We start from the raw sequence: 26,333 nt of genomic DNA, 5'->3' as shown, positions 1-26,333 counted from the left end.
ATGGCTTCTCCCAAGTCAACCCGACGCCAGTTCACGAAGCTCAGCAGCCTTGCCCTCGGAGCGACGGTGGTACCAGTTTCCGTATCTGGCGCGCGTGCGAGCCCCAACGCACTGTTCGACCTCGACTTCGGTGACGCTGCGGACGTCGCCGCGAACAGTGCGACCGAACCCGGCTGGGTCCTCGACCGGTACAACCCGAACCTGAGCTACGACCCCGTCGAGTTCAGTCAGGAGTCCTTCGACGGCGACGACCGACTCTGCATCGACATCAGCGAAGACGGTCCCACGAGCGGCTTCTACGCCTACCAGGGACAGAAGTATCAGGATGCGGACGGCTCGTACTGGTTCGCAGAACGCGGTGCACCCGTCCTCTCGTACGACTTCTACATCGACCCCGAGTGGGAGACGGACGGTGTGCCCCAGGAGACGGGCGTGTGGCCGGTCCTCGGCGACGACGATGGTGACATCAACGCGTACCCTATCCTCGCCTACCAGGACAGCGATGCGAGCAGTACGGGTGAGGCACAGTTCCGTACCTACGTGTACGAACTCGACGACGACGGTGCGTTCGTCGGTGCCGACTGGGTGAATCTCGGCCTCCCGAAGAAGCTCGGGATCGATCCCGAGGAGGGTGGCTGGGTCACTGTCGAGGCGCGGCTCCACCCCATCAGCGGGAAGAACGTCGACGGCACCGGCGCGGCCCTGAAGTGGTACGTCAACAACAAACTGCTCTACGACGCCCGGAACTACAACTACACCTTCGAGGAGCAGGTGTACAACAGCACGCAGTTCCTGGAGATCATCATCAACAGTCCGAACTTCGGCGTCGACCAGCAGTACTACTACGACAACATCACGCTCTCAGAACCGGGGAACGCTCGGAACCAGTGATCTCCGGGTTCTGAGACTCCGCGTCTCGCGGTGGCACAAATTGGCTTTGGAGTCTCCTCTCGCCGGATTCGATGTCTCCACTTGCCCGACTGCCCACTGCACGCGCCGATCCATCACCGACGACCCGGTAGGATCCCGATACCCATTAGTCGGCGTGTCGCTGTGGTTCGTGTATGCTCGATTACGTCGGTCTGGAGGCGGACCTCTCGGCGGAGGAGAAGCTGATCCGGGACACCGCTCGGGACTTCATCGAAGAGGAGGTCGCCCCGGACATCGCCGACCACTACGAGGCCGGCACGTTCCCCACGGAGCTCATCCCCGAGATGGGCGAACTCGGCTTCTACGCCCCCAACCTCGAAGGCTACGGCTCTCCCAACGTCTCCGAGCGCGCGTACGGCCTGCTCATGCAGGAGTTGGAGGCGTGCGACTCCGGCCTGCGCTCGATGGCCAGCGTACAGGGCGCGCTCGTGATGTACCCCATCCACGCGTTCGGGAGCGAGGCCCAGAAGGAGGAGTGGCTGCCCGCCCTCGGACAGGGTGAGGCGGTCGGCTGCTTCGGCCTCACCGAACCCGCGCACGGCTCGAACCCCTCGGGGATGGAGACCACGGCGGAGCGCGACGCCGACGGCTACGTGCTCAACGGCGAGAAGACGTGGATCACGAACGCGCCCATCGCCGACGTGGCCGTCGTGTGGGCGAAGCTGACCAGCGAGGAGGGGTCGCCCGTCCGCGGCTTCCTCGTCGAGACCGACCGCGACGGCGTCGAGACGCCGAAGATCGACGACAAACTCTCGATGCGCGCCTCCGTCACGGGCGGCATCGTCCTCGACGACGCGCGCGTCCCCGAGGAGAACGTCCTCCCCGAGGTGTCGGGGATGAAGGGGCCGCTGTCGTGTCTCACGCAGGCGCGCTTCGGCATCGCGTGGGGCGCCGTCGGCGCCGCGCGCGACTGCTTCGAGACGGCCCGCTCGTACCAACTCGACCGCGACCAGTTCGGCGGTCCCATCGCGCGCTTCCAGATCCAGCAGGAGAAACTCGCGGAGATGGCGACCCAGATCACGCTCGCGCAACTGCTCGCGTACCGCCTCGCGGACCTGAAGGAGCGCGGCGACCTCCGCCCCCAGCAGGTGTCGATGGCGAAGCGCAACAACGTCAGCATGGCGCGCGACCAGGCGCGCATCGCCCGCGAGATGCTCGGCGGCAACGGCATCACGACCGACTACTCGCCGATGCGCCACCTGAGCAACCTCGAAACTGTCTACACGTACGAGGGCACCCACGACATCCACTCGCTGATCATCGGCGAGGACCTCACGGGGATCGCGGCCTACGAGTGAGGCGGCGGTCGCCGCGTCTCGCGGTCGCTCGCGCCGTCTCGCGACGATTCGCGAGCGAGGTTACGCGGACTGCGCTAGGCGGTGACTAGCCGTCCGAGCGGGGTCGACCGACCGCGTCTCCAATCGTGTCACAGTTCTAACGTTTTCGGAAGCATAACCATAGCTAAGTAGGTGGGGTCTGAGTCGGCGACCGAAGATGGCCGAACCAGTCGAGGGTGGTTGGCGGACACTCGCGTTCCCCCGCGAAGAGGCGTGGGTAGTCCACGCTGCGCTCCTCGAGCGGGTGAGGTCGGCGGTGGAGTCGGGTGACGACTCAGAGGGCTACCCGGAACTGGACGCGCTGACGGCGATCGAAACCGGCCGCGAGCAGTTCGCCCCCGACGAGACGAACGTGATCCGCGACGCGCTGGAGTCGTACCTGATGCGCGCGCCGCCGCGCGACCTGACTCCCGGGCGGGCGGCGCTCCGACGGACGGCCACGGGCCAGTAGTCGGGCGACCACCCGGTCGCGCCCCGGTCACTCCGGGAGCGACTCTCGCCGGGCGAGTTTCCCCCACAGCCCTCGACGGTCGGCGGCCCACCGGTACAGTTTCTCGCGTGCGGTGGGGTACTTCGGCAGTCCCTTCGCGCCGGCGGTGAGCCACCACCCTGCGGCGCCGGTACGGCGGGCGACCTGCTCGACCGCCTCGCCGCAGGAGTACACCGCGTCGTCGGTGACGAGGTGCATGCACTCCTCGTAGTCGGCGGGCAGGCGCGCGCGCAGGTCGTCGCCCATCGACGAGAAGCCGACGGCCTCGAACTCGCCGAGGTCCAGCGCGTGCGACACGCAGAACGTACAGAACCCGCAGTCGTCGTCGTACACGAGACGGGGAACGGACACACCGATCGAAGGCGCTCGACGGCTATGTGCGTTCGGGCGATCTGAGGGTGGGGCGCCTCAGTCGGCGGGGTCGCCGACCACCCGCTCGCTCCCGAACCGGCTGAGGTACCCCTTCGCCAGTTGGGCCTCGGCCTGCCGCAGGCGGTAGGAGACGGTCGAGGCCGGCAGGTCGAGCCGGTCGGCGAGGTCGCTCACCGTGATCTCACGGGGCGTCTCGTAGTAGCCGCGGTCGACGGCCGCCCGGAGCGTCTCGCGCTGTTCGGGCGGCAGCGACACCGTCGCGAGCGAGTCGTCGTTCCAGCTGTCGACGGGGCCGAGCCGACCGATCTCGAGGCGGATCCCATCGTCCAGGTGGGCGGCCGCCTCGCGGCGGAACACCCCGACGTTCGTCGCAGAGCGCAACAACAGCCGCCACTGGTGGCGGTGCTCGCGCCGCCGCGACTGGAGGACGAACCCCAGGTCGAGGCGGCGGGCCGCCTGCGCGAGCACGGAGTCACACTGGTGGAGTTTCGTGACGAACGTGTAGAGGACGAGTGTCGACGGGGTGCGCTCGAGCACCCCGTGTTCCCGCACGGCCTGGCACTCCGTGTCCGTCATCTCCTCGTGGGGTGCGTCCGGGTCGAGCCGGTGTCGCTCCACCCGGTCGAGCGCCGCTCGCGGTCCCGTGAACCGCTCGACACGCCACAGGCGGTCGCGGCGGACGCAACTGGCGATCGCGTTCGCCGACAGCGAGGGGAACTCGATGAACACGTCCGCTACCGGGTCGGCCCCCCGCTCGTACACCAGGTCGAACGTCAGCTCCCGCATCCCTCGTCCCCCCACAGTGGTGCGGTCGCGCTTGTCCCACCGCGGCTGTTCTGGAAGTCCCCCCTCCGCGTCATGTTTACTACTCTTGATCGTACGGCGACATTAGCCTACCCCACGATCTCAGCGACGCGGCGACGACGGTTGGTGTGGGCCAATTCAGGATATATGTCCGTCGCTCGCTTCGATCCGCCCGATGAGGACCGACAGACGCGGACTCCTTCGACTGACCGCCGTCGCCGCCACCGCCACGACGCTCGCCGGGTGTACGGGGGGTGGGGCGGACGGCGGCGACGGCACGGCGGCGACGACCGCCGAGACGCCGACGCCGGAGCCGACTCCAGAGCCGACGCCGACGGCGACCCAGACGCCGGCGGCGGGCGTCACGGAGGTCGCCGTCGGCCCGGAGGGACGACTCCGCTTCGTCCCCGACCTGGTCGAGATCTCGGTGGGCGACACCGTCAGGTGGACGTTCGAGAGCCCTGGCCACAACGTGTCGAGTCTGCCGAGCGCCGACTCCCGCTGTTCGAACCCCGACGGAGCCGAACCGTTCGCCTCCTACGAGGACGAACAGCACTTCGCGATCCTCCCGCCGGGCGAGACGTTCGAGCACACGTTCACCGTCCCCGGCGAGTACGTGTACGTCTGCGTCCCCCACGCGGGCCAAGGGATGATCGGGACCGTCCAGGTCTCCGAGTAGTTCGTCGCCGACGGCGCCGCCGCGTTGGTGTGGGCCAACCGACACTTCTTGCCGGGATCCACCGAATGCGAATCCATGTCACGGAGCAGTGAACGCGACCCCGGACGCGACGAGGGTGACCGCGAGGAGTCGACCGCCGGCGCACGGAGCCGGTACCTCGAACGACGACGGTTCCTCGCGGCGACGGGCGCCTTGGCGGGCGTGGGCGTGCTCGCCGGCTGTGGTGGGAGCGCGCCGTCGACCGAGAACGGGACGACCGCGGGAACGGCGACCGAGGAGCCGATGGCGACGGAGACGGAGGAGCCGACCGAAGAACCGACGGAGACGGAGGAGCCGACGGAGGAGGGACCGTCGCTCGCCGAGCGGTACCCGGGGCTGGAGATCCTCTCCCCGGAGCCAGAGAACGCCCAGGCAGCCGCCCGGTCGACGTACGCCGAGTACATCACCTCGCGCGAGGAGCACTACATCCGGAACCACTACCCGACGCCGAGTATCGAGGAGTCCGAGTGGACCGTCTCACTGACGGGCCTCGTCGACAGCGAGGTCGAACTTACGATGGAGGAGATCAAGAACTCCTTCGGCACGGCGTCGGTCACCCACACGATGCAGTGTGCGGGCAACGGGCGCTCGTACTTCGACCCGCAGGTCGGGGGGAACCAGTGGACGTACGGCGCCGTCGGCAACACCGTCTGGACGGGCACGCCGATCGCGCCAATCCTCGAGGCGTACGGCGCCGAGACGAGCGAGGAGTACTTCCTCACCGTCATGGGTGGCGAGCACCCCGAGGGCGAGGACGTGTTCACCCGTTCGATCCCGATGTCGAAGGTGCTCGACGACACCATCCTCGCGTACAACATGAACGGGTCGCCGATGTCGGCCGACCACGGCTTCCCGGTGCGACTGGTCGTGCCCGGCTGGTTCGGCTGTAACAACGTGAAGTGGGTCGACCGGATGCACGTCATGGAGACGATGGTGATCGGCCAGCCGTGGGAGGAGGAGGGCGCCCCCGAGAGCGGCCAGCGCACGTTCACTCACTGGCAGCAGTACTCCTACCGGATCGACCCCGAGGAGGACGCCAGCGCGACCCAGTACGAGCGCCTCCCGGTGTACGACACGCGCGAGCAGATGGAGCGCACCGGCGAGATCCGCAACGCGTACATGTACGACCAGGTGGAGAAGTCGCTCATCGGCTACCCCGGCGAGGGGCAGACCGTCACGCCGTCGCCGTCGGGCACCGTCGAGGTGATCGGCGTCGCCTGGGCCGGCGACGACGCGGTGCAGGCGGTGGAGGTGTCGACCGACGGCGGCGACACGTGGAACGAAGCGGAGTTCTTCGGCCCCACCGGGGAGGCGACCGGCTGGCGGCAGTTCCGCTACGTGTGGGACTCGCCGGAGCCGGGGGAGTACACGCTCGCCTCGCGCGCGACCGACGAGCGCGGCTACACCCAGCCGGCGACCATCTCCGCGCCCGACCAACAGCTTCGGGGGATCGAGAACGACCAGTTCCCGTGGAACCAGGGCGGCTACGGCAACAACGCGTACATGGCCCACGCGGTGACCTGCACCGTCGAGGAACGATGACCGCGACCGTCCTCCCCGGCCGGATCGCGATCGTCCACCTGACGGGACGACTCGCCGACGGCGACGACGCCGGCGAGGTGTTCGAGACGACCGACGTCGACGTGGCGCTCGAGGAGGGCGTGTACCACGACCACCGCGACTTCGTGCCGTTGGAGTTCCGCGTCGGCGAGGGGCACGTCATCCCCGGTGTCGACGAGGCGGTCCGGGGGATGGAACCGGGCGAGACGAAGACGGTCGTGCTCGACCCCGAGGACGCGTACGGCGCCCGCGACGACGACGCGGTCGTCACGGTCGACCGCGAGGAACTGGAGGCCCGCAGCGACACGACCGCCGCGGTCGACGACCTCGTCCGGAGCGAGCGCGGCGACGTCGGCTGGATCGTCGCCGTCGACGACGCCGAGGCGACGGTCGACTTCAACCACGAACTCGCGGGTCGGCGCGTCGAGTTCGAGATCCGGGTGCTGGAGGTGCACGCCGAAGACGACACTCACGCCGACGCCGGTGGCGCGGGCGAGGCCGCCTAACCCGTTTCCTCCCCTTCGCCGTCCCAGTAGTCGACCGCGTCGTCGCGGCGGAAGTACGCGTCCACGTCACGCTCGCCGTCACCGCCGGGCGGGGCGCCGGCCATCGCGCCCACCTTGCCTGAGTCGGGGTAGACGAGCACCTCGGGGTCCCGCATCGTCGACACCGCGAGGTAGCGGAGGGTGTCCTCACCGTCGTTGATCACGCGGTGGGCGCCGTCCTCGCCGACGGGGAGTGCGACGTAGTCGCCCGCGCGCAACGCCGTCTCCCCGTCGGCGTGCCGGAGCGTCCCCGCGCCGGCGAGCACGTACAGCGCCTCCTCGTTTGCGGCGTGGTAGTGGTACGGCCACGCGCGCTTGCCGGGCGGCAACTCGTACAGGCTACAGCCGAGTTGGTCGCCGTCGGCGGCCGCGGCCAGTTGCTTGCGGCGCCACCCCACGGACTCGCCCCGGTCGGTCTCGTCCCAGTCGACGTCGTCGGCGTTGACTCGGTTCATGCGTCTCGATCGCCGCGTCGGAATGTAGCCCTACCGACACCACGGGCGAGCGGAAGCGGTTTGGGCCGGCAGCGCCTCCGTGTGCCCGTGCAGCCTCCCAGTCGCCTCGTCGTCGCGCTGGTCGTGCTCGTGTGCGTGACGAGCGCCATGTGGGCGGGCGTCGCCGCCGCGGGCACGACGGGTGCTGCGGGCGCGGGGTCGCTCGCCGGGGGCGCCCCGGCGACGCACTCGTTCGTCCAGTTCAACGTCTCCGCGGTCGAGACCGACCCCGGTGGGGCCGTCGCCGCGCGGGTGACGTTCCACAACGCCTACGGGGCGGTGTTCGCCGTGACGGGGCCGGACGGCTTCCGGTACGAGGCCGAACTGTCGCCCGTGGGGGGCGTCCAGACGGTCGTCCGGTTCGACACCGCCGCCGCTGGCCGGGGCGACCCGGGCGCGCTGACCGCGGTCGACGGCGTGGTCGCGAACGCGACGGTGACGGGCGCGTCGAGGGCGTCGCTCCCTGCGGGGACGTACAACGTCACCCTCGCCACGGGCGGGGTCGTGCGCGACTCGATGCCGTTGCGGGTCGGCGACGCCGACGGAACGCCGCCGCAGGCGATGGCCGCCCAGCCGACGCGGACGCCCGGCGGACCGACCGCCGTCGGCGACGACACCGCCGGCGAGTCGCGCGCCGCCGCTCCCGGCCTCGGCGTCGGTTCGGCGTTCGGGGCACTGGTGGTCGCCGCGGTGGCGACGCTCGGCCTCGTGCGTCGTCGCCGCTGACGCTCCCGCTGGACGCCGGGTCGGGGATCCGGATGCCCGCGTTTTTGTACGTGTCCGGTGAACCCACGTCCAATGGGAATCGATCCGAACTTCGACGAGAACCGCGAGCACGCCGGCGAGGAGAACGGCCTCGACGTGTGGGGGCCGGTCGACCCACCGGAGAAACTGGGCATCCACGGCGCCCACGTCGCGGTCGACTACGACATCTGCATCGCCGACGGTGCGTGTCTGGAGAACTGCCCGGTCGACGTGTTCGACTGGGTGGACACGCCCGACCACCCCGCCAGCGAGCGGAAGGTCGAACCGACCCGCGAGGACCAGTGTATCGACTGTATGCTGTGCGTGGACATCTGCCCGGTCGACGCCATCGACGTGGACGCCTCGCGGTCGTAACGAACGGCGAACGCTGACCCGGCGGCGGTGTCAGTCCGCCGCCGCGGGCGACGTGTCGCCGTCGGCGTCGACGGGTGTCTCGACGCCCGTGCCCTCCTTCGCCGCCAACGCCTCACACAGCAGTTCGGCGATGTCGATGATTTCGATGTCGTCCTCGAAGTCGCCGGTCTTGCGACCGTCCTCGTACATCGTCCCGCACATCGGGCACGCGACGACGAACTTCTCCACCTCGCTCCCGGCGTCGGTGTCCTCCAACGCCTCGCGGAGGCGCTCCTCGCTGGGCTTGGTGTGCTCCTCGTGGTCCATCCAGAGGCCGCCGCCGCCGCCCCCGCAACAGAACGAGTCCGAGCGGTTGCGCGGCATCTCGTACAGGTCGACGCCCGTGGCGCGGATGAGGTCGCGCGGCGCCTCGTACACGTCGTTCATCCGCCCGAGGTGGCACGGGTCGTGGTACGTCGCGGTGTAGTCGAGTTCCGTGCCGTCGAGGCCGAGCCGACCCGTCTCGACGAGGTTCTCGACGACCTGCGTGTAGTGGAACACCGGGTCGTCGAACTCCGACACCTCGGGGTACTCGTTGCGGAAGGTGTTCATCGAGTGGGGGTCGGTCGTGACCACCTTCTCGAAGCTGCAGGAGGCGAACGCCTCGGTGTTGTCCTCGACGAGCATCTCGAACAGGCCCTCCTCGCCGACGCGGCGCACGTCGTTGCCGTCGTGCTGTTCGTCCTCGTAGAGGATGCCGTAGGAGACGTTCGCGCGCTCCAGCAGCGTCGCCAGCGAGCGGGCGACGCGCTGGTTGCGCTCGTCGTAGCTGGGGTACTCGCCGACGTACCAGAGGAACTCCACGTCCTCCTCGCGGGCGTCGGGCACCTCGAAGTCCAGGTCCTCGGTCCACTCGGGGCGCTTGCGGGCGGGGTCGCCGAACGTGTTGCCGTTCTGGAACACGTTCATCATCGCGTCCTGCACCATCTCGTCCATCTGGCCTGTCTCGGTGAGGCGGCGGTTCATCTGCGTGAACTCCGAGACGTGCTCGATGTCGACCGGGCACGCGTCCATGCAGGCCATACAGGACATGCACGACTCCATCGACTCGGCGGCGATGACCGAACTCCCGCCGTCGGCGACGATCTCGATCTCCTCGGTCCGACCGGCGTCGAGGTCCTCGCGGTACTGCTTCAGGTCGAGGATCACGTCGCGCGGGTCGAGGTTCCGACCGGAGGCCTTCGCCGGGCAGACGGACGAACAGCGGCCGCACTTCGTGCAGGCGTCGTGGTCGAGGATGTGGCGCCACGAGAAGTCCTCGATGGAGCCGTAGCCGATGTCGTCGGGGCCGGCGTCCTCGGGGACGCCCGGGAGGCGGACGCCCGCCTTCTCGTCGCGGGTGACGACGTTCGCGAACGACGAGATCATGTGGAACGGCTTGGCGTACGGGATGAGCGCGATGAACGCGAACGCCAAGACTGCGTGGCTCCACCACGTCACGGTGTACAGCGTTTCTGCCATCCCGACGGTGACGCCCGCCTCCGCGAGGATGCCCGCGAGGAAGTAGCCGACGAAGGAGACGCGCTCGTAGGCGACGAACTCGGCGGAGCCGATGATGCGGAACGCCTCCAGTACGTAGCCGCCGACGCCGAGCACGAACAGCGTCCAGACGAACGCGTCGTCCTCCAACGAGGTGTGCTTGCCCCAGAGGCGACCCTCGCGTTCGGTGTACCGGCGGTAGATGGCCATGCCGACGCCGACGACGAACAGCAGCCCCATCGCGTCCATGACGAACGAGTACGAGAGGTAGAAGTCGCCGACGAAGAACGACTCGCCCGTCACGGGGCGCCAGAAGTCGAGGTCGATGCCGAGGATGGTCGTCCCGATCAGCAGGGTGAGGAAGCCCCACAGGATGAACGAGTGCATCACGCCCGCGTACAGGTCGCGGTCGTACTGGTTGCGGTTGGAGGCGACGATCCGGGCGGCGCGCAGCACCCGCCCCGGCAGGTCGTCGAGGCGGTCGAACCAGTCGTCCTCGCCGGCGGCGTAGCGCGCGAAGCGGCGGTAGGTACCGTACGCGAAGACGGCGAGCGCGACCGCCGCGAGGTAGTAGAACGCGGCCTTCCCGACCGGACCGATGGTCCAGAAAGTCTCCCGCGTCACGTCGGCTTGCATGTGCGATCCGGGTTTCCGTCCGTGGTTAAATCTTCTCACACCATCGTGTGTGAAGGACCGCGCCGCCCCCGATCCGATCCGCCGGAGTGCCACGGTGGACGGGTCGTTCTGGCCGTCCCGGAGCCGCCAACACGTTTTTCACCGCCGACGGCGTTCAAATCGTTCTATGGACGAGAAGACGGCGGAACTCCGCGACATCTTCCTCGACACGACCGGGGGGGAGACGGTCACGGAGCGACAGGAGGAGGGGCGTGGCTCGCTGGCGGCGGAGTCGGACGCCGACGGCCGGATCGCCGAACTCGTCGCGCGGATGCGCGAGCGCTACGAGTTCGCCTCCGACCTCGACGACGCCGCCCTCCAGCGCGTCGTCCGCCTGTTCTTCGAGGACGCCGCCGACGCGGCCATCGCCGCGGCGGTCGACGCCGACGAGGCGACCGTGTTCGACGCACGGATGGACCTCCACCTCGTCCGCGACGCCGACCGCGAGGCGCCGTTCGACCTCGCGGAACTCCGATCGCTGTACGTCGAGGACGTGCCGCTGGCCGAGCGCGCCGCCGAACTCGACGCCGACGAAGAGACGGTCGCGCACTACTCGCGGGTCGTCGCCGCCGACGTCCGCTCGACGCGCGCGAACGACCGCTTCCGCGACGAGTTCGCCGAACTCCTCACCGAGTCTGACCTGAAGCACGGGCTCACCGAGGACGCCCGCGAGGACGGCCTCCGGGAGGCCGCCGAGGACATCGAGACGAACGTTTCCTTCTAACGAACCGCTTTTCGCCTCGGGTTTCCTCGCGCTCGCCGGAGGCGAGCGCTGCGGGAACCGCTCGGCGAAAACCCGTTCATGACAAAAGGCCGCTCGCTCGGCCTCCGGCCTCGCTCGCGGTACAGTATCCTGTGGCTACAGCACCGCTCCGCCGCCGCGACCGCTATACCGCTTGGCCGCCGACGCGACCGCTCCGAGCTGCGACGAACGTTCAAGTACGAAGACGGGACCACACCCCCGCGTGCCCCCGGCAAAGACGACGTTCTCGGATCTCGCGACCGCGGCGTACTGCCCCCGCCAGTTGTACTACGACCGCCGCGAAGACGACCGCGAACCGCCGCCGGAGGCGACCGCTCGGATCGATCTGGCGTTCCGCTACCCCGCGCTCCGCGGCATGGACGACGCCGAGTTGCGAGCGGAACCGATCGACCGCGACCCTGCGGAGTACCGCGCCGCGCTCGCCCGACTCACGGACCGCCCCGACTGGGCGGCGCTGACCGACCCCGACGGCACCCGCGTCTTGCTCGACGGCAAGGACGCCCGCGGCATCGCGCACAAGGTGCTCGGCACGACGGGTGCGGACGCGACCGACGACGAGGGTGAGCCGACGGGCGACCCGCCCGTTCCGGTGGTCGTCTCGCCCGGCGAACCCCCGGATCGGGGGGTGTGGGAGCCACAGTCCGTCCGGGCGGTCGCGGCGATGCACGCGCTGTCGTGGGAGGAGGGACGGCGGATCCGACGAGCGATCGTCGAGTACCCCGCACACGCGGTCGTGCGCGAGGTGCGGTTGTCGGTGCGTCGGTCCGGGACGTACCGTCGGGTGCTCAGGACGGTCCGCGACATCGACGGCCCGCCGGCACGGCTATCGAACGACGCGAAGTGTCGGGAGTGCCGTCACCGGTCGAACTGCGGGGTCAGGACGCGGAGTCTGCGGAGTCTGCTCGGGTTGTGAGGAGGGCGCTGACGGTCGGGCCAGTCAGGGCTGGCTCGCCAGCCACTCGCGGATCTCGTCGGCGAGGGGGCCCGCGCGGTGGATCAGGCTCCGGTCGGGGTCGACGACCGTGCTCTCGCCACCGGGCGTCTCTCCGCCGTCGAGCACGACCGCACAGCCCTCGCGGACTCGCGGGTCCAGGTCTTCGACCCGGCGGACGCTCCCGGCGCCCGACCGGTTCGCGCTCGTCGCGGTGATCGGGCCGGCGGCCTCTGCGAGCGACCGCGCCGTCGGGTGGTCGGGCACGCGGATCCCGACGCGGGGTTCGCCGTCGGTCAGCGCGCCGGGGAGCGCGTCGCCCCGGGCGACGACGACCGTCACCGGGCCGGGGAGGAACGCTCGTGCGAACCGCGCGGCGCGGTCGCTCGCGGGGAGCAGCGACAGCGCCGTCTCCACGTCGCCGAAGGCCACCGACAGCGGCTTGTCGCGGGGCCGGTCCTTCAACTCGAACACGCGCTCGACCGCCTCCGGGTCGGTCGCGTCGGCGCCGAGACCGTACACCGTCTCGGTGGGGTAGACGACCGCCTCGCCGGCGCGGATCGCCTCGGCCGCACGCTCGACGGCGGCGTCGGCGACCCCGCCAGTCGTGCCGTGGGAGGGCATCTCGACGCGGTTACAACCCCTCGATGTGCGCTTCGACCTCGTCGTAGTCCGGGAACGCCGGCCACTCCGAGGCGACCCACGCGTACTCGACGGTGTGGTCGTCGTCGAGGAGGAACACCGCCGGGCGGTGCTCGCGGACCCCCGCCATCCCGTCCAGATCCTGCACCGCGCCGTACAGGTCGCCGACCTCGGCAGACGGGTCCGAGAACAGTTCGTAGTCCATCCCGCGCTCGTCGACGAACGTCTTGTGCTCGTAGGGAGAGGAGATGGAGACGCCGACGACGGTCACGTCGCCGTCGCTGCCCCACTCGCGGTCGCGGATCTCGTTCCAGATGTACGTCGCCGGGAACGCCCCGTCCATCGGGAAGAACACGAGCGCGACGGGACCGTCGATGTCGGACAGCGACGTGTCGCTCCAGTACTCGTCGCCCACGAGCGGGCGGGTGAAGTCGGGCGCCGCCTCGCCCACGTCGACGTGGTCGGTCTCGGGGAGGTCGACGACGTCGAAGTCGACCATTCAGGCACCCCCCGCGGCGCCGCCCTCGCCGTACGTGCGGTCGAGGTAGTCGACGATGTTGCCGGACTCGGACATCGTGACGCCCGTCCGCTCGTCGCGGATGGCCGGCACGGAGCGCTTGCCCGTGAGCCGGGCGACCGCGTTCCGGTCGGAGTGCATCGGCTCGACGAAGCGCGACTCGTAGTCGAGGTCGTACTGCTTGAGTTTGCGGACGACCCGCTCGCAGTACGGACACGCCTGGAGTCGGTACAGGGTGATCTCGGGGTCAGACATACGTGGCCGTTGGAGCGGGTGTCGTGTAATGGCTTCGCCCCCGGCACAGTGGGCCGGTCTGTGGGTCGGCGTCGGCGTCGCGGTCGCCCGACGGATGCCTGTCGGTCGACCGCGAGGACAACGCTTAATCCGGGGGCAAGGTTAGCTTCCGTATCACATGGGTTTGTCGCCGGTACACGCTCTCGTAGTCTCGCCCGCGCAACTCGGCGGGCTCGCGAACGCGGTGCCGATCAACGATACCACTATCGCGATCGGCGGTGCGGTCGCTATCGCCATCCTCATCGCCCTCTCCGGCTTCTTCTCCTCGTCGGAGATCGCGATGTTCTCGCTCGCCAGCCACCGGGTCGACCACCTCGTCGAACAGGGGCGCCGCGGCGCCGAGGCCGTCGCGGAGCTGAAGTCTGACCCCCACCGCCTGCTCGTGACGATCCTCGTCGGCAACAACCTCGTCAACATCGCGATGTCGTCCATCGCGACGGCGCTGGTCGGCATCTACGTCGACAACGCCGGCACCGCGGTCCTGATATCCACGTTCGGGATCACCTCGCTGGTGCTGTTGTTCGGGGAGTCGGCTCCGAAGAGCTACGCGGTCGAGAACACCGAGTCGTGGGCGCTGCGCATCGCGCGCCCGCTGAAGCTCTCCGAGTACGTCCTGCTCCCGCTGGTCGTCACGTTCGACTACCTCACCAGACTGGTGAACAAGGTCACCGGCGGTCGGTCGGCCATCGAGACGTCGTACGTCACCCGCGACGAGATCCAGAACATGATCCAGACCGGGGAGCGCGAGGGCGTCATAGAGGAGGAGGAGCGCGAGATGCTCGACCGCATCTTCCGCTTCAACAAGACCATCGCCAAGGAGGTGATGACGCCCCGCCTCGACGTCACCGCCGTCCCGAAGGACGCCTCTATCGACGAGGCGATCGAGACGTGCGTCCAGGCCGACCACGAGCGTGTCCCCGTGTACGAGGGGAACCTCGACAACATCATCGGCGTCGTGAACATCCGCGATCTGGTCCGCGCGCGCTACTACGGCGAGGGGGAGACCGACCTCGCGACGGTCGTCCAGCCCACGCTGCACGTGCCCGAGTCGAAGAACGCCGACGAACTGCTCGAGGAGATGCAGGAGACCCGGATGCAGATGGTCGTCGTCATCGACGAGTTCGGGACGACCGAGGGGATCCTCACGCTGGAGGACATGGTCGAAGAGATCGTCGGCGAGATCCTCGAAGGTGACGAGGAGGAGCCGTTCGAGTTCGTCGACGACAACACCGTGCTCGTGCGCGGCGAGGTGAACATCGACGAGGTGAACGAGGTGCTGGAGATCGAACTCCCCGAGGGCCAGGAGTTCGAGACGCTCGCCGGCTTCATCTTCAACATGGCCGGCCGCCTCGTCGAGGAGGGCGAAGAGATCGACTACGAGGGCGTCCAGATCCGGATCGAGGAGGTCGACAACACTCGGATCATGCGCGCCCGCGTCACCGTCACCGAGGCGTACTACCAGGACGACACCGAGGAACCGGAAGCCGGCGCCGAAGCCGAGAACTGAGTCACCGGCGCTCGGCGTCGCCTGCTCGGTGTATCGTGTCCGCCACGCGCCGTCGCACACCGTCGCCCACCACCGCGCACCGGCACCCGACGGACGCCACGCTCACGAGGTGGCGGGCCAGGGGAGAACTGCTCTGTTTACGTGCTGTTCGCTTACGGCGTCGGCGTCGCGAGCGGCCGCACGGACACTTCGCCCTCCGAGTCGACTGTCACCATCGTGTCGAGGTACTCGAAGGAGATTTCGCCGGTCGTGTCCCCGAAGAAGTTACCGAGACACTCCGAGTCGACGACCTCGTACAGCGGGCGTTCGAGCGCCGTCGGTTCGACGCCCTTCTGTTCGGCGACTGCAGTTACGACCGCTTCTACCGTCGTCTGTTGAGATGGTCGGGACATAGTGATGTGAGGAAGTACTGTATCGGGTCCGGTTCAGAGCGCCCCGTCGTGGCCCCCTCCCCGGGTCTATCTCTTGTGCACTCGGCACAACTCCCTAGTCACTAATAACGCCTTTGGGCCACGTGTCCGTCGGTAACTATCTGGCTCAATTCGAAAATAAGCTCCCTAGAGGCCCACTATTTTGGGTGCCTGCACTCCAGTGGCGACCCGTGATCGTTCGTGCTCACTCTTTGGAAATGCTCGAACTTCACAACACAATGTCGACGAGCGTGAACGCGCCGTAGCCGACCCCGAGTGCGAGCGCGAGTGAGCCGACCCACGCGAGGACAGTGTACACCATCTTCCGGGTGCTGACGCCGGCGCCGCCGGCGGCGTACCCCGACCCGATGATCGCCGAGACGATGATCTCGTTGAACGAGACGGGGATGCCGAACGCGACGGCGGTCTGGGCGATGGCGAAACTGGGGATGAGCGCAGCGATGGAGCGGCGCGGGCCCAGCGAGGAGTAGTCCTGCGCGAGCGCCTTGATCATCCGCGGCGCGCCGGTCCACGACCCGGCGAGGAGGCCGAGTCCCCCACCGACGAGTACGGCAGTCAGGGGGATCTGCACGCTGGCGCCGTCGCCGCCGAGGAGCGGGACGAGCGGGCCGATTGCGAGTCCGACCTGCGACCCACCCGCGGAGAAGGCGACGAGGCCGCCGAGCACGAGGAGGAAGCGCCGCTGGCCGCGGGCCTCGTCGCCGGCCATGTCCCAGAACAGCGCGAGCGCCGCGACGACGGCGACGGCGACCGTGACGAGCAGGCGGGCGGTGTCGACGCCGCCGACGACCGGGGTGGGGACCGCAATCGCCGCCATCTCCGCGAGCGACCGCTGGACCCCCGGCGGGCCGAGGATGGTGAACCCGATGTTGGCGACGATGGCGGCGACCAGCCCCGCGAGCGTCGGCACGGCGACGGTCTCGGCGACCCGCTCCGAGCGGAGCAGGCGCGCGGTGGCGTAGGCGATGGAGCCGCCGACGAACGGGACGGCGACCCACAGCGCGACGATTTCGCGGTACTTCGCCCACGCGGGGTCGCCGCCGAGCGCGAGGCCGACACCGACGACCGCGCCGGTGACGGTGAACGCGGTGGCGATGGGGTAGCCAGCGAACACGCCGATGGCGACGAGGATGGCGGCGGTGAGCAGCCCCACGATGGCGGCGGCGGCAGTGATGGTGACGCCGTCGATGAGGGAGGTGCCGACCGCCTCGGTGACGTTCGCGCCCTGGAGGACGGCGCCGAGGAAGCCCAGCACACCGACGATCAGGCCCGCGCGCATCACGGAGATGGCGTTGGCGCCGACGGCGGGGGCGAACGGCGTCGACCCGGAAGAGCCGGCACCGATCGCCCACGCCATGAACAGTGACGCGAGCGCGGCGACGAGGAGCGTGGCGAGGGTGCCGGCGGCGACCATACCGGGCCCTCAGCGTCCGCGGCTAAGTCGTTGTTGGGTTACCGACGAGTCTGGGCGGCGCCAGCGGCGACGGCGACGCACGACCGCCCCCGATCACCGGCGGCCTTCGTCGTACCCTTCGGCGACGTTGACGACGACTTTCCGCAGGTACAGGTAGCCGCCGAACACCAGCGCGAGGAGGACAGCGAGGATCAGCGTCAGACCGGGATTCGCCGCGACCGCCGAGACCAGCGTGTCGACTACGCTCATGTGCGCGGATGCGGCGGTGTGGGGGATAGGGGTTTCGACGTTTCGGGCGTGGCCCGGTCAGGCCTCCGCCTCGGGCCCCGCCTCCGCGTCGTCGCGGACGCGCCGGCAGTAGGCGGTGAAGTTGTCGAACAGCGTCTTCGCCTCGCAGGCGGCGTCGTAGCGCTCGGGGGAGATGTCCGCGAGCACGGCGTCGACCTTGGCGTCGCCGATGCGTTCGCGCTTCCCCTCGGTCACCTCGCGGGCGGTCTCGACGTCGTACTCGGGGTGGAACTGCACGCCCCAGGTGTGGCCTTTCCGGAACGCGTGGACGCCGAACTCGTTCTCGGCGAGCAACTCCGCGCCCGGCGGCAGTTCCAACACCGCGTCGCCGTGGGTGGTGAACACCGTGAACTCCTCGCCGATGCCGGCGAACAACTCGTCGTCGCCGGTGTGACCGATCTGGTTGTAGCCGATTTCGAAGTCGTCCATGCCGCCGACACGGCCGCCGAGCGCCTCCGCGAGCACCTGGTGGCCGTAGCAGACGCCGAGGATCGGCAGGCCGCGCTCGGCCGCCTCGGCGGTCCACTCCACCAGCGGGTCGATCCACTCCTCGTCCCAGTAGACGGAAGAGCGAGAGCCGGTGATCACGACGCCGTCGAAGTCGAACGTCTCGGGCAACTGCTGTGCGTTCGCGTCGAACTCCGCGAGGTCGGCGTCGAGTTCCCGCCGGAAGTTCCGGGCGGTGTTCTCGCCCTCGTGGGCCGCGTTGAGGAGCGCGAGCCGAAGTCGTGTCATTGCCGGGTTGACGGCGCTGGGCGGCAAAGGACTTGCGTCACCGCCGACGTTCGCCGGCGACGCGGACGCGGGTGTTCGGCAGTTCGACCGCGCTGGTCGCTCACTCCTCCCCGAAGAACCCGAGGATCCGGTCGTTCACCTCGCGACTCGCCTCGACGGTCGCGAGGTGGCCGGCGCCGTCGACCGCGACGAACTCCCCGCGCGGGAGTCCCTCAGCCAGTTCCTGTCCCTTCGCGGGGGGACACACCGCGTCGTCGCTCCCGTGGAGCACGAGCGTCTCGTTGGTCACCTCGTACAGTCGGTCGGACAGGTCGAACTCGCGGAGCGCCGCCCGCTGGGCCTCCCACGCGTCGCGGTCGGCGTCCTCGGCGGCGCGCCACTCGACGATGCGGGCGACCGCGTCGGGCATCGCGTCGAGGAAGTCGTCGGTGACGGCGGCCCGCAGCGACGCCTCCAGCGCGGCGGGGTCGCCGGGGTCGGCCCACAGCGCGTCGGGATTTAGCCCACCGCCGTACGCGGGGGTCCCGACGAGTGCGAGCTTCTTCGCCCGGTTCGAGTGGAGTGCGGCGTGGAGCGCGACCATCCCGCCGAGGCCGACGCCGACGACGTGGGCCGACCGGACCCCCGCGTCGGCGAGCACGGTGTCGAGGTCGGCGGCCAACTGGCCGACGGTGTACGGCCCGGGTGGGGCGTCGGAGTCGCCGGTGCCCCGGGTCGCCGGGACGACCGTCCGGTACGGCCCGGCGACCGCGGCGTGTTGCCAGCCCCACTGCCACGGGCCGAACCCGACCTCGCCGCAGAACGCGACGGCGTCCACGTCGCGGTCGTCGTCGCCCTCGCCGTCCACCTCGTAGTACAGATCCACGTCCCCGTTCGATGCGTACGGCACTGATCGCACGTTCGCCGCCGCGAGGCGTCAATCCCGGGGATCGGCGTCGGGGTTCGCCGACCGCTCCCTATTTCCCCTGCCACGCGGACACTCGCGTATGATCGACTTCCGGTCGGACACGGTGACGCGGCCCAGCGACGCGATGCGAGACGCCGCCCGCGACGCCGCCGTCGGCGACGACGTGTACGAGGACGACCCCACCGCAAACGAGTTGGAAGCGCGCGCAGCCGACCTCGTCGGGATGGAAGACGCGCTGTACGTCCCCTCGGGGACGATGGGCAACCAGATCGCCATCCGCACGCACACCGACCGCGGGCAGGAACTCCTCTGTGACGAGCAGGCCCACGTGTACAAGTGGGAACTGGGCGGGATCCCGCAACTGTCGCAGGTGCAACCGCGCATCCTCGACTGCGGCGACCGCGGCGTCCCCACCGCCGAGCAGGTGCGCGACGGCTACGTCGCCGAGGACCTCCACCGCCCCGGCACGGGGCTGTTGTGTCTGGAGAACACCCACAACTCCCGCGGCGGGGTCGCGGTCCCGAAGGCCGCTATCGACGAGGCCGCCGCCGCCGCCCACGACCGCGACGTGCCGGTCCACCTCGACGGCGCGCGCTTCCTCAACGCCTGCGTCGCGCTCGACACCGAGCCGAGCGAGATGACCGCCGAGGTCGACTCGGTGATGTTCTGTCTCTCGAAGGGACTCGGCGCGCCGGTTGGCTCGATGCTCGCTGGCGACGCCGAGTTCATCCAGCGCGCCCGTCGTATCCGGAAGCTGTTCGGCGGCGCGATGCGGCAGGTCGGCCTCATCGCTGCGCCCGGCCTGCTCGCGTTGGAGAACGTCGACCGCCTCGCCGACGACCACGCCAACGCCGCCCGCCTCGCCGCGGGGCTGAACGAGATTCCGGGGCTGTCGGCACCCGCGCCGGACACGAACATCGTGATGGTGAACAGCGAGGCCGCCGGGCTCACCGGCGAGGAACTGTCCGCCGCCTGCAAGGAGGCGGGCGTGAAGTTCCACGCCTTCGGCGAGTACACCTGTCGGCTGTGCACCCACCTCGACGTGGACGAGGACGACGTGGACGAGGCGCTCGACCTGATCGCGGCGGCGGTCGCCGACGCCTGAGACCACCCCGTACGCACGACTCGCGGTCCGTTTTATGCCGTCTCGACGCGTAGCACGTGTCGTGACAGACTCCGCGTCCTCGACCGACCGTGCCGGCCCCCTCTCGGGGCTCGACGACCGACTCGACGGGCTCTTCGGCCTCGTCGCGCTCGTGCTCCTCGTCAACGTCGTCGGCGGCGTGCCGGCGGTCCTCGGCGGCCCCGACTCCGCGTGGTTCGACGCGCTGGTCAAGCCCGCCATCTACCCGCCGTCGTGGGTGTTCGGCGTCGTCTGGACGACGCTGTTCACGCTCACGGGCGCGGCGGTGTGGCTCCTCGTCCGCGCGGACGCCTCGCCCGAGCGCCGGGTCGCGCTGGGGGCGTTCGTCCTCCAGTTCGTGTTCAACGTCGCGTGGACGCCGACGTTCTTCGCCCTCGAGCAGATCGGACTCGCGCTCGGCATCATCGTGGTCCTCGCGGTGCTGCTCGCGGGCACCGTCGCCGCGTTCGCCCGCGTCGACCGCCGTGCGGCGGTGCTACTGGTGCCGTATCTCGCGTGGGTGTGCTTCGCGGCGGTGTTGAACTACCGCTTCCTCGTCCTCAACTGAGGCGGCCTCCTCACCCGTCGCGTGTCGTGAACTCGAAGCGCGCGCCCCCGTCTTCCCCCTCCACCAGCGTCACCGCCCAGCCGTGGGCGTCGGCGATGCGGCGGACGATGGCCAGCCCGAAGCCGGTGCCGTTCTCGGCGGTCGAGACGCCGGCTTCGAACACGTCGTCGCGGCGGTCGGGCGACACGCCCGGGCCGTCGTCGGCTACCGCGAACCCCCCGGGAATCGGCTCGACGGTCACGTGCACGTCGTCGCCGCCGTGCTCGACGGCGTTGCGGAACAGGTTCTCGAACAGTTCACTCAGTCGGTCCGGGTCGGCGTCGACGACGCCCCCATCGACGGCGAGCGACGCGTCCGCGGTGTCGACGATCCGCCACGCGCCGCGGGCGGTGTCGTCGAGTTCGACCGCCGTCGTCTCGCCGACAACGCGCCCCTCGCGGGCGAGGCGCAGCAGGTCGTCGATGAGGGTCCGCATCCGCTCGATGGCCTCGCCGACCGTCTGGAGGTGCTCGTCTTCGCCCGTCTCCTGTGCGAGGTCGAGATACCCCTCGGCGATCGACAGCGGGTTCCGGAGGTCGTGGGAGACGACGCTGGCGAACTCGTCGAGGCGCTCGTTCTGCCGCTGGAGCGCTCGCTCGCGCTCGCGTCGCTCGGTGATGTCCGAGTAGATTGCGTACCCGCCGATGTTCTCGGCGCCGAGTTCCAGCGGCACGACGTACATGAGGAAGTCGCGCACGCCGTCGACGGTCTCCCGTCGACACTCGCGTCGGATGCTCTCGCCGTGCCGGAGTCGCTCGTTCAACTCTATGGCTTCCTCCTCGGCGTCGCCGGGGACGATGTACTCGTCGATGGACTCACCGATCATCTCCTCGCCGTAGCCGAACGTCTCGGTGAACGCCGAGTTGATCGCGCGGGCGACCGGGTCGCCGTCGGCCAACTCGAAGGAGACCGCCGCGTCCGGGACGTTCTCGAACAGCGCCGACAGCCGGTCGCGTTCGGATCGGAGATCGGCTTCGGTCCGGAGTCGCTCCAGCGAGACGGCGACGTGCGTCATCAACAGCTCCGCGTTGTTGAGGTCGTCCCGGTCGAACGCGCCCGGCTCGGTCGACACCGCTTGGAACACACCCAGGGTGCCGATAGGCACCGACAGCCCGGACCGGTACTCCGCCCGAACGGGGTCGGCGTCGTCGTGCTCCGCGACGTCGTCGACGATGATCGACTCGCCCGTGCGGTACGTCCGACCGCCGACGCCCTCGTCGAGGTTCATGGGGCGCGAGGCGCCGTCCAGGGTCTCCTCGGAGGTGGCCACCGGGACCAGTTTGTCGCCTTCCCTGAGCGAGATAGTCGACTCGGCGAACGACAACACGTCCTGTGCGGCCTGGATCGCGCGGTCGATCAGCGCCTGCTCGTCGTCGGCGGCCGCCAGGTCGGCGGCGGAGTCGTGGAGCTGTTCGGTGACCCGTCGCGCCTCACGCAGCGCGGCCTCCGAGCGGATGCGCTCGCGGGTCGCCGTCGCGTACGACACCAGGAGTTCGGCGAACTCGAGGTCGCGCTCGTCGAAGGCTCCCGTGGCGTCCGTCACCGCCTGGAAGACGGCGTCTTCGGCGAACGGGACGGAGATGAGCGAGCGCGACTCCCCGTCGTGGGACTCGGCGACGCTGTCGGCGACGACGTCGTCGGACACCAGCGACGCCTTCTCGGCGTGGCTGTACCCCAGCGCCCCGAACCCACGGGGGAACGCCGTCGGGAGGTCGGGGTCGGTCGTCGCGCGCAGACGGAACTGGTCGCCCTCGAGCGTGTACACGCACGAGCGGTCGAACGAGAGCACGCGCTGGGCGATCTCGGTGGTGAGCTCGAACAGCTCCGCCTCGCTGTCGGCGTCGACGAGTCGCGGCGCCGCCTCGTGGAGCTCCGCCATGACGCGCTCGCGCCGGGTCAGGTCTGCCTCCGCCCGGAGCCGTTCGTACGCCTGCCCGACGTGCGTCGTCAGCAACTCGGCGAGTTCGCGATCCGTCTCGTCGAACGCGTGTGACTGCCGTGACACCGCCTGGAAGACGGCGTCACCGCCAAACGGTACCGAGATGCCCGACCCCGAGGTGGCGTCCGTGGCACTCTCGTCGGCGGTGACGTCCTCGACGTGGATCGTCTCGTCGCGCAGAATGGCTCTGCCGGCGATCGACTCGTCGATGGGTACCCGCTGGCGCAGCCAGTCCGCGTCGGTCGACCGCGCGCGCGAGACGAGGTTGTCTCCCTCGCGGACGGAGATCGAACAGTGGTCGAACGCGAGAATCCGCTCGGCGACTTCGATCGCCCGCTCGAACAGGTCGGGGACGCTCTCGGTCGCCGCCAGTCGGGCCGTCCCGGCGTGGAGTTCGGTCACGCGCCGGCGGGCCGCGCGCAGTTGGCGTCGCGTCTCCCCCACGCGCGCCCGAGCGATCTCTTCGGCGAGCCGTTCGGCCCCGGTTCCGGCGTCGACGTAGCCGTCGACGTAGTCGGCGGCGGGTTCCGTCTCGGCGTACGCGATCACACACACCCGCGTCGTCGCGAGCAGGTCGACCACGTCGTCGGGGAGGTGTGGGTCGTTGACCAGCACGACCGCCTCGAGTCGGTCGCCAGCCTCCAACGGGTCGCGGAGGGCCGCAGGTGTGGCGACGTCGGTCGCCACCCCCTCGACGGACTCGCCGAGGCCGCCCACGAGTCCGTCTGGGACCGCCGCAGACTCGTCCGCGACGACGAGGACGAGACGCGACGGCTCGGCGAGAGAATCCGCCATTGGTTACCCTACGTTGTTGTTCCTTAATTTAAGAGTAACGGGGGCGCGGTCGACGGCGACCGCGGCCCGGAACCCTTTTGCGCGGCGACGGGGCACAACGTGGTAATGAGCGACCTTACTGCGGAGTACCGCCTCGAGTACTTCGAGGAGGAGGGGTTCTCCCGGAAGGAGTGTCCGTCGTGCGGCGCGCACTTCTGGACCCGCGACGACGAGCGCGAGCTATGCGGCGAACCGCCGTGTGAGGACTACTCGTTCGTCGGCGCCCCCGGGTTCGACGAACCGTACACGCTGGAGGAGATGCGCGAGGCGTTCCTCTCGTACTTCGAGGAGCACGATCACGAACGGATCGCGCCGTACCCGGTCGCGGCGAACCGCTGGCGCGACGACGTGCTCTTGACGCAGGCGTCTATCTACGACTTCCAGCCGCTGGTCACCTCCGGGGAGACGCCGCCACCGGCGAACCCCCTCACCATCTCCCAGCCGTGTATCCGGATGCAGGACATCGACAACGTGGGCAAGACCGGGCGCCACACGATGGCGTTCGAGATGATGGCCCACCACGCGTTCAACGCCAAGGAGGAGGTCGGCGACAAGTACGCCTACTCGGGGGAGGTGTACTGGAAGGACGAGACCGTCCGGCTGTGTGACGGGCTGTTCGAGGAACTTGGCGCGGATCTGGCGGACATCACCTACATCGAGGACCCGTGGGTCGGCGGCGGCAACGCCGGGCCCGCCATCGAGGTCATCTACAAGGGCGCGGAGCTGGCGACGCTCGTCTTCATGTCGTTGGAGCAGGACCCCGACGGCGAGTACGAGTTGAAGGACGGCAACACGTACTCCGAGATGGACACGTACATCGTCGACACCGGCTACGGGCTGGAGCGGTGGACCTGGATGAGCCAGGGCACTCCCACCGTGTACGAGGCGGTGTACCCCGAGATGATCGACTTCCTCAAGGAGAACGCCGGGGTCGGTCTCACCGACGAGGAGGAGGAGCTGGTGCGCCGCGCCTCCACGCTCGCGGGCCACCTCGACATCGACGAGGTCGAGGACATCGAGGCCGCCCGCGACAACATCGCGGACAAACTCGACGTCGACACCGACGAGTTGACGACGCTACTGGAGCCGCTGGAGAACATCTACGCCATCGCCGACCACTGCCGGACGCTGGCGTACATGTTCGGCGACGAGATCGTGCCCTCGAACGTCGGGACCGGCTACCTCGCGCGGATGGTGCTCCGGCGGACGAAGCGCCTCGTCGACGAGGTCGGCGTGGACGCGCCGCTCGACGAGTTGGTCGACATGCAGGCCGACCGCCTCGGCTACCAGAACCGCGACACCATCCGTGACATGGTGCGCACCGAGGTCGAGAAGTACCGCGAGACGCTCGAACGCGGCGGCCGCAAGGTCGAGGCGCTGGCCGACGAGTACGCCGGCACCGGCGAGTCCATCCCGGTCGAGGACCTCATCGAACTGTACGACTCCCACGGCATCCAGCCGGACATGGTCGAGGAAATCGCCGCCGAGCGCGGCGCCGACGTGGAAGTGCCCGACGACTTCTACGGGCTGGTCGCCTCCCGCCACGACTCCGAGCAGGCGTTCGACCGCGACGAGTCCGCCGACGAGCGACTCGCCGACCTCCCGGAGACGGAGCGACTGTACTACGACGACCAGGACCGCACCGAGTTCGAGGCGGTCGTCCTCGACGTGTTCGAGCGCGAGGACGGCTACGACGTGGTGCTCGACCAGACGATGTTCTACCCGGAGGGCGGCGGGCAGCCAGCCGACCGGGGGACGCTGTCGACCGAGGACGCCACCGTCGAGGTCGAGGACGTCCAGCTCTCGGGCGACGTGGTGCTCCACCACACCGACGAAGACCCCGGCAAGGGCGAGTTCGTCCGTGGGCAGGTCGACGCCGAGCGCCGGCGCCGCCTGATGCGCCACCACACGGCGACCCACATCGTCGGCTACGCGGCCCGGCAGGTGCTCGGCGACCACATCCGACAGGCGGGCGCCCAGAAGGGGCTCCAGTCGTCGCGCCTCGACGTGGCCCACTACGACCGCGTGAGCCGCGAGCAGGTGAAAGAGATCGAGCGCGTCGCCAACGACCTCGTCCGCCGGAACCTCCCGGTGAAACAGGAGTGGCCCGACCGCCACGAGGCGGAGTCCGAACACGGCTTCGACCTGTACCAGGGCGGCATCCCGCCGGGCGAGCAGATTCGCCTCATCCGCGTCGGCGACGACGTGCAGGCGTGCGGTGGCACCCACGTCGCTCGGACGGGCGACATCGGGACGATCAAGCTCCTGAAGGCCGAGCCTGTCCAGGACGGCGTGGAGCGCCTCGTGTTCGCGGCGGGCGAGGCGGCAATCGACGCCACCCACCGCACCGAGGACGCGCTGTACGACGCCGCGGACGTGCTGTCGGTCGACGCCCAGGAGGTGCCCGAGACCGCCGAGCGCTTCTTCACCGAGTGGAAGCAGCGCGGCAAGACCATCGACCGCCTGAAGGAAGAGTTGGCGGAACTGCGCGCCGCCGCGGGTGGCGAGGAGGTCGAAATCGGCGACGCCGTCGCTGTCGTCCAACGGATGGACGCCGACAGCGACGAACTCCGCGCGACCGCCAACGCCCACGTCGAGGACGGTCGCATCGCCGTGCTCGGGAGTGGCGAGGGTGGCGCGGCCACCTTCGTCGTCGGCGTCCCCGACGGCGTCGGCATCAACGCCGGCGAGGTCGTCGGCGACCTCGCGGGTCGCGTCGGCGGTGGCGGTGGCGGCCCGCCGGACTTCGCGCAGGGCGGCGGCCCCGACGTGGACGCGCTCGACGAGGCGCTCGAGGCGGCGCCGGACGTCCTCCGACAGAAACTGGAGGCGTAGGGCG

The 26,333-nt window shown here is 69.5% G+C and carries 27 protein-coding genes; 14 read left to right on the top strand and 13 right to left on the bottom strand.

Features of this window, described 5'->3' with window-relative positions; all coding sequences use genetic code 11:
- Nucleotides 1-66 precede the first annotated feature (66 nt).
- The 3 genes from P0R32_RS01185 to P0R32_RS01175 all read left to right on the top strand — a co-directional run bounded on the left by P0R32_RS01185 (nucleotide 67) and on the right by P0R32_RS01175 (nucleotide 2,718).
- Nucleotides 67-891 carry a hypothetical protein gene (locus P0R32_RS01185; protein WP_276238094.1) on the top strand — a complete coding sequence of 275 codons (825 nt, stop codon included), beginning with the start codon at nucleotides 67-69 and terminating at the stop codon, nucleotides 889-891.
- Nucleotides 892-1,064: 173 nt separating this feature from the next.
- Nucleotides 1,065-2,228 carry an acyl-CoA dehydrogenase family protein gene (locus P0R32_RS01180; RefSeq protein ID WP_276238093.1) on the top strand — a complete coding sequence of 388 codons (1,164 nt, stop codon included), beginning with the start codon at nucleotides 1,065-1,067 and terminating at the stop codon, nucleotides 2,226-2,228.
- Nucleotides 2,229-2,424: 196 nt separating this feature from the next.
- A complete protein-coding gene (locus P0R32_RS01175; RefSeq protein ID WP_276238092.1) occupies nucleotides 2,425-2,718 on the top strand; it encodes a DUF7853 family protein in 294 nt (97 codons plus the stop codon).
- Between the two features lie 27 nt (nucleotides 2,719-2,745).
- Here P0R32_RS01175 and P0R32_RS01170 read toward each other — a convergent pair whose 3' ends face one another.
- Both P0R32_RS01170 and P0R32_RS01165 read right to left on the bottom strand, forming a co-directional pair.
- Entirely contained in the window at nucleotides 2,746-3,108 is a 363-nt protein-coding gene (locus P0R32_RS01170; protein ID WP_276238091.1) for a thiol-disulfide oxidoreductase DCC family protein, read from the bottom strand.
- Between the two features lie 57 nt (nucleotides 3,109-3,165).
- Entirely contained in the window at nucleotides 3,166-3,915 is a 750-nt protein-coding gene (locus tag P0R32_RS01165) for a helix-turn-helix domain-containing protein (protein ID WP_276238090.1), read from the bottom strand.
- 193 nt (nucleotides 3,916-4,108) lie between these two features.
- Here P0R32_RS01165 and P0R32_RS01160 point away from each other — a divergent pair, with 193 nt between their 5' ends.
- The 3 genes from P0R32_RS01160 to P0R32_RS01150 all read left to right on the top strand — a co-directional run bounded on the left by P0R32_RS01160 (nucleotide 4,109) and on the right by P0R32_RS01150 (nucleotide 6,717).
- Nucleotides 4,109-4,612 carry a plastocyanin/azurin family copper-binding protein gene (locus tag P0R32_RS01160; RefSeq protein ID WP_276238089.1) on the top strand — a complete coding sequence of 168 codons (504 nt, stop codon included), beginning with the start codon at nucleotides 4,109-4,111 and terminating at the stop codon, nucleotides 4,610-4,612.
- 75 nt (nucleotides 4,613-4,687) lie between these two features.
- Entirely contained in the window at nucleotides 4,688-6,193 is a 1,506-nt protein-coding gene (locus P0R32_RS01155; RefSeq protein ID WP_276238088.1) for a molybdopterin-dependent oxidoreductase, read from the top strand.
- A complete protein-coding gene (locus P0R32_RS01150) occupies nucleotides 6,190-6,717 on the top strand; it encodes an FKBP-type peptidyl-prolyl cis-trans isomerase (RefSeq protein ID WP_276238087.1) in 528 nt (175 codons plus the stop codon). The genes P0R32_RS01155 and P0R32_RS01150 overlap by 4 nt, the downstream gene beginning before the upstream one ends.
- Here the strand turns inward: P0R32_RS01150 and P0R32_RS01145 are convergent.
- A complete protein-coding gene (locus P0R32_RS01145; RefSeq protein ID WP_276238086.1) occupies nucleotides 6,714-7,211 on the bottom strand; it encodes a cupin domain-containing protein in 498 nt (165 codons plus the stop codon). The two genes, P0R32_RS01150 and P0R32_RS01145, sit on opposite strands and share 4 nt — an antisense overlap.
- 87 nt (nucleotides 7,212-7,298) lie before the next feature.
- Here P0R32_RS01145 and P0R32_RS01140 point away from each other — a divergent pair, with 87 nt between their 5' ends.
- Together P0R32_RS01140 and P0R32_RS01135 are read left to right on the top strand one after the other, a co-directional pair.
- Entirely contained in the window at nucleotides 7,299-7,976 is a 678-nt protein-coding gene (locus P0R32_RS01140; RefSeq protein ID WP_276238085.1) for a hypothetical protein, read from the top strand.
- 72 nt (nucleotides 7,977-8,048) lie between these two features.
- Complete coding sequence (locus P0R32_RS01135; protein ID WP_276238083.1) at nucleotides 8,049-8,369, top strand: 4Fe-4S dicluster domain-containing protein; 321 nt, start codon at nucleotides 8,049-8,051, stop codon at nucleotides 8,367-8,369.
- A gap of 30 nt (nucleotides 8,370-8,399) precedes the next feature.
- Here P0R32_RS01135 and P0R32_RS01130 read toward each other — a convergent pair whose 3' ends face one another.
- Nucleotides 8,400-10,523, bottom strand: coding sequence for a heterodisulfide reductase-related iron-sulfur binding cluster (locus P0R32_RS01130; RefSeq protein ID WP_276238082.1), 2,124 nt, complete (start codon nucleotides 10,521-10,523; stop codon nucleotides 8,400-8,402).
- Between the two features lie 166 nt (nucleotides 10,524-10,689).
- Here P0R32_RS01130 and P0R32_RS01125 point away from each other — a divergent pair, with 166 nt between their 5' ends.
- Nucleotides 10,690-11,286 carry a conditioned medium-induced protein 4 gene (locus tag P0R32_RS01125; protein WP_276238081.1) on the top strand — a complete coding sequence of 199 codons (597 nt, stop codon included), beginning with the start codon at nucleotides 10,690-10,692 and terminating at the stop codon, nucleotides 11,284-11,286.
- Between the two features lie 241 nt (nucleotides 11,287-11,527).
- Entirely contained in the window at nucleotides 11,528-12,238 is a 711-nt protein-coding gene (locus tag P0R32_RS01120; RefSeq protein ID WP_276238080.1) for a CRISPR-associated protein Cas4, read from the top strand.
- A 24-nt stretch (nucleotides 12,239-12,262) separates the two neighbouring features.
- Here the strand turns inward: P0R32_RS01120 and P0R32_RS01115 are convergent, their stop codons facing one another.
- From P0R32_RS01115 to P0R32_RS01105, 3 genes are read right to left on the bottom strand one after another with little or no spacing between them, the layout of a single operon-like run.
- Nucleotides 12,263-12,880 (bottom strand): L-threonylcarbamoyladenylate synthase, encoded by a 618-nt coding sequence (locus P0R32_RS01115; protein WP_276238079.1) that lies wholly within the window; start codon nucleotides 12,878-12,880, stop codon nucleotides 12,263-12,265.
- 10 nt (nucleotides 12,881-12,890) lie between these two features.
- On the bottom strand, nucleotides 12,891-13,397 hold the full coding sequence (locus P0R32_RS01110; protein ID WP_276238078.1) for a peroxiredoxin family protein: 507 nt from the start codon (nucleotides 13,395-13,397) through the stop codon (nucleotides 12,891-12,893).
- Nucleotides 13,398-13,670, bottom strand: a complete 273-nt coding sequence (locus P0R32_RS01105; protein WP_276238077.1) for a glutaredoxin family protein — start codon at nucleotides 13,668-13,670, stop codon at nucleotides 13,398-13,400. It lies immediately after the preceding gene.
- Between the two features lie 157 nt (nucleotides 13,671-13,827).
- On the opposite strand from P0R32_RS01105, the gene P0R32_RS01100 reads away from it, so the two are divergent.
- Nucleotides 13,828-15,216 carry a hemolysin family protein gene (locus P0R32_RS01100; protein WP_276238076.1) on the top strand — a complete coding sequence of 463 codons (1,389 nt, stop codon included), beginning with the start codon at nucleotides 13,828-13,830 and terminating at the stop codon, nucleotides 15,214-15,216.
- Nucleotides 15,217-15,368: 152 nt separating this feature from the next.
- On the opposite strand, the gene P0R32_RS01095 is transcribed toward P0R32_RS01100, so the two are convergent.
- From P0R32_RS01095 to P0R32_RS01075, 5 genes are all read right to left on the bottom strand, one after another.
- Entirely contained in the window at nucleotides 15,369-15,608 is a 240-nt protein-coding gene (locus tag P0R32_RS01095; protein ID WP_276238075.1) for a HalOD1 output domain-containing protein, read from the bottom strand.
- 247 nt (nucleotides 15,609-15,855) lie between these two features.
- Complete coding sequence (locus tag P0R32_RS01090) at nucleotides 15,856-17,061, bottom strand: inorganic phosphate transporter (protein ID WP_276238074.1); 1,206 nt, start codon at nucleotides 17,059-17,061, stop codon at nucleotides 15,856-15,858.
- A gap of 93 nt (nucleotides 17,062-17,154) precedes the next feature.
- Nucleotides 17,155-17,310 carry a DUF7859 family protein gene (locus P0R32_RS01085; RefSeq protein ID WP_276238073.1) on the bottom strand — a complete coding sequence of 52 codons (156 nt, stop codon included), beginning with the start codon at nucleotides 17,308-17,310 and terminating at the stop codon, nucleotides 17,155-17,157.
- 57 nt (nucleotides 17,311-17,367) lie between these two features.
- On the bottom strand, nucleotides 17,368-18,084 hold the full coding sequence (locus tag P0R32_RS01080) for a type 1 glutamine amidotransferase (protein WP_276238072.1): 717 nt from the start codon (nucleotides 18,082-18,084) through the stop codon (nucleotides 17,368-17,370).
- 100 nt (nucleotides 18,085-18,184) lie between these two features.
- Nucleotides 18,185-18,973: an alpha/beta fold hydrolase gene (locus tag P0R32_RS01075; RefSeq protein ID WP_276238071.1), complete on the bottom strand. Its 789-nt coding sequence runs from the start codon at nucleotides 18,971-18,973 to the stop codon at nucleotides 18,185-18,187.
- 97 nt (nucleotides 18,974-19,070) lie between these two features.
- Between P0R32_RS01075 and P0R32_RS01070 the strand changes: the two genes are divergently transcribed.
- Together P0R32_RS01070 and P0R32_RS01065 are read left to right on the top strand one after the other, a co-directional pair.
- Nucleotides 19,071-20,096, top strand: coding sequence for a threonine aldolase family protein (locus P0R32_RS01070; protein ID WP_276238070.1), 1,026 nt, complete (start codon nucleotides 19,071-19,073; stop codon nucleotides 20,094-20,096).
- A 61-nt stretch (nucleotides 20,097-20,157) separates the two neighbouring features.
- Nucleotides 20,158-20,682 (top strand): TspO/MBR family protein, encoded by a 525-nt coding sequence (locus P0R32_RS01065; RefSeq protein WP_276238069.1) that lies wholly within the window; start codon nucleotides 20,158-20,160, stop codon nucleotides 20,680-20,682.
- Nucleotides 20,683-20,692: 10 nt separating this feature from the next.
- On the opposite strand, the gene P0R32_RS01060 is transcribed toward P0R32_RS01065, so the two are convergent.
- Entirely contained in the window at nucleotides 20,693-23,455 is a 2,763-nt protein-coding gene (locus tag P0R32_RS01060) for a GAF domain-containing protein (protein ID WP_276238068.1), read from the bottom strand.
- A 105-nt stretch (nucleotides 23,456-23,560) separates the two neighbouring features.
- Between P0R32_RS01060 and alaS the strand changes: the two genes are divergently transcribed.
- On the top strand, nucleotides 23,561-26,329 hold the full coding sequence (alaS, locus tag P0R32_RS01055; protein WP_276238067.1) for an alanine--tRNA ligase: 2,769 nt from the start codon (nucleotides 23,561-23,563) through the stop codon (nucleotides 26,327-26,329).
- Nucleotides 26,330-26,333 lie beyond the last annotated feature (4 nt).

The sequence above is a fragment of the Halobaculum marinum genome (assembly GCF_029338555.1).
Classification (GTDB): domain Archaea; phylum Halobacteriota; class Halobacteria; order Halobacteriales; family Haloferacaceae; genus Halobaculum; species Halobaculum marinum.
Note: the sequence above shows the minus strand (reverse complement) of the source record. Positions and strands in the feature narration are given on the sequence as shown.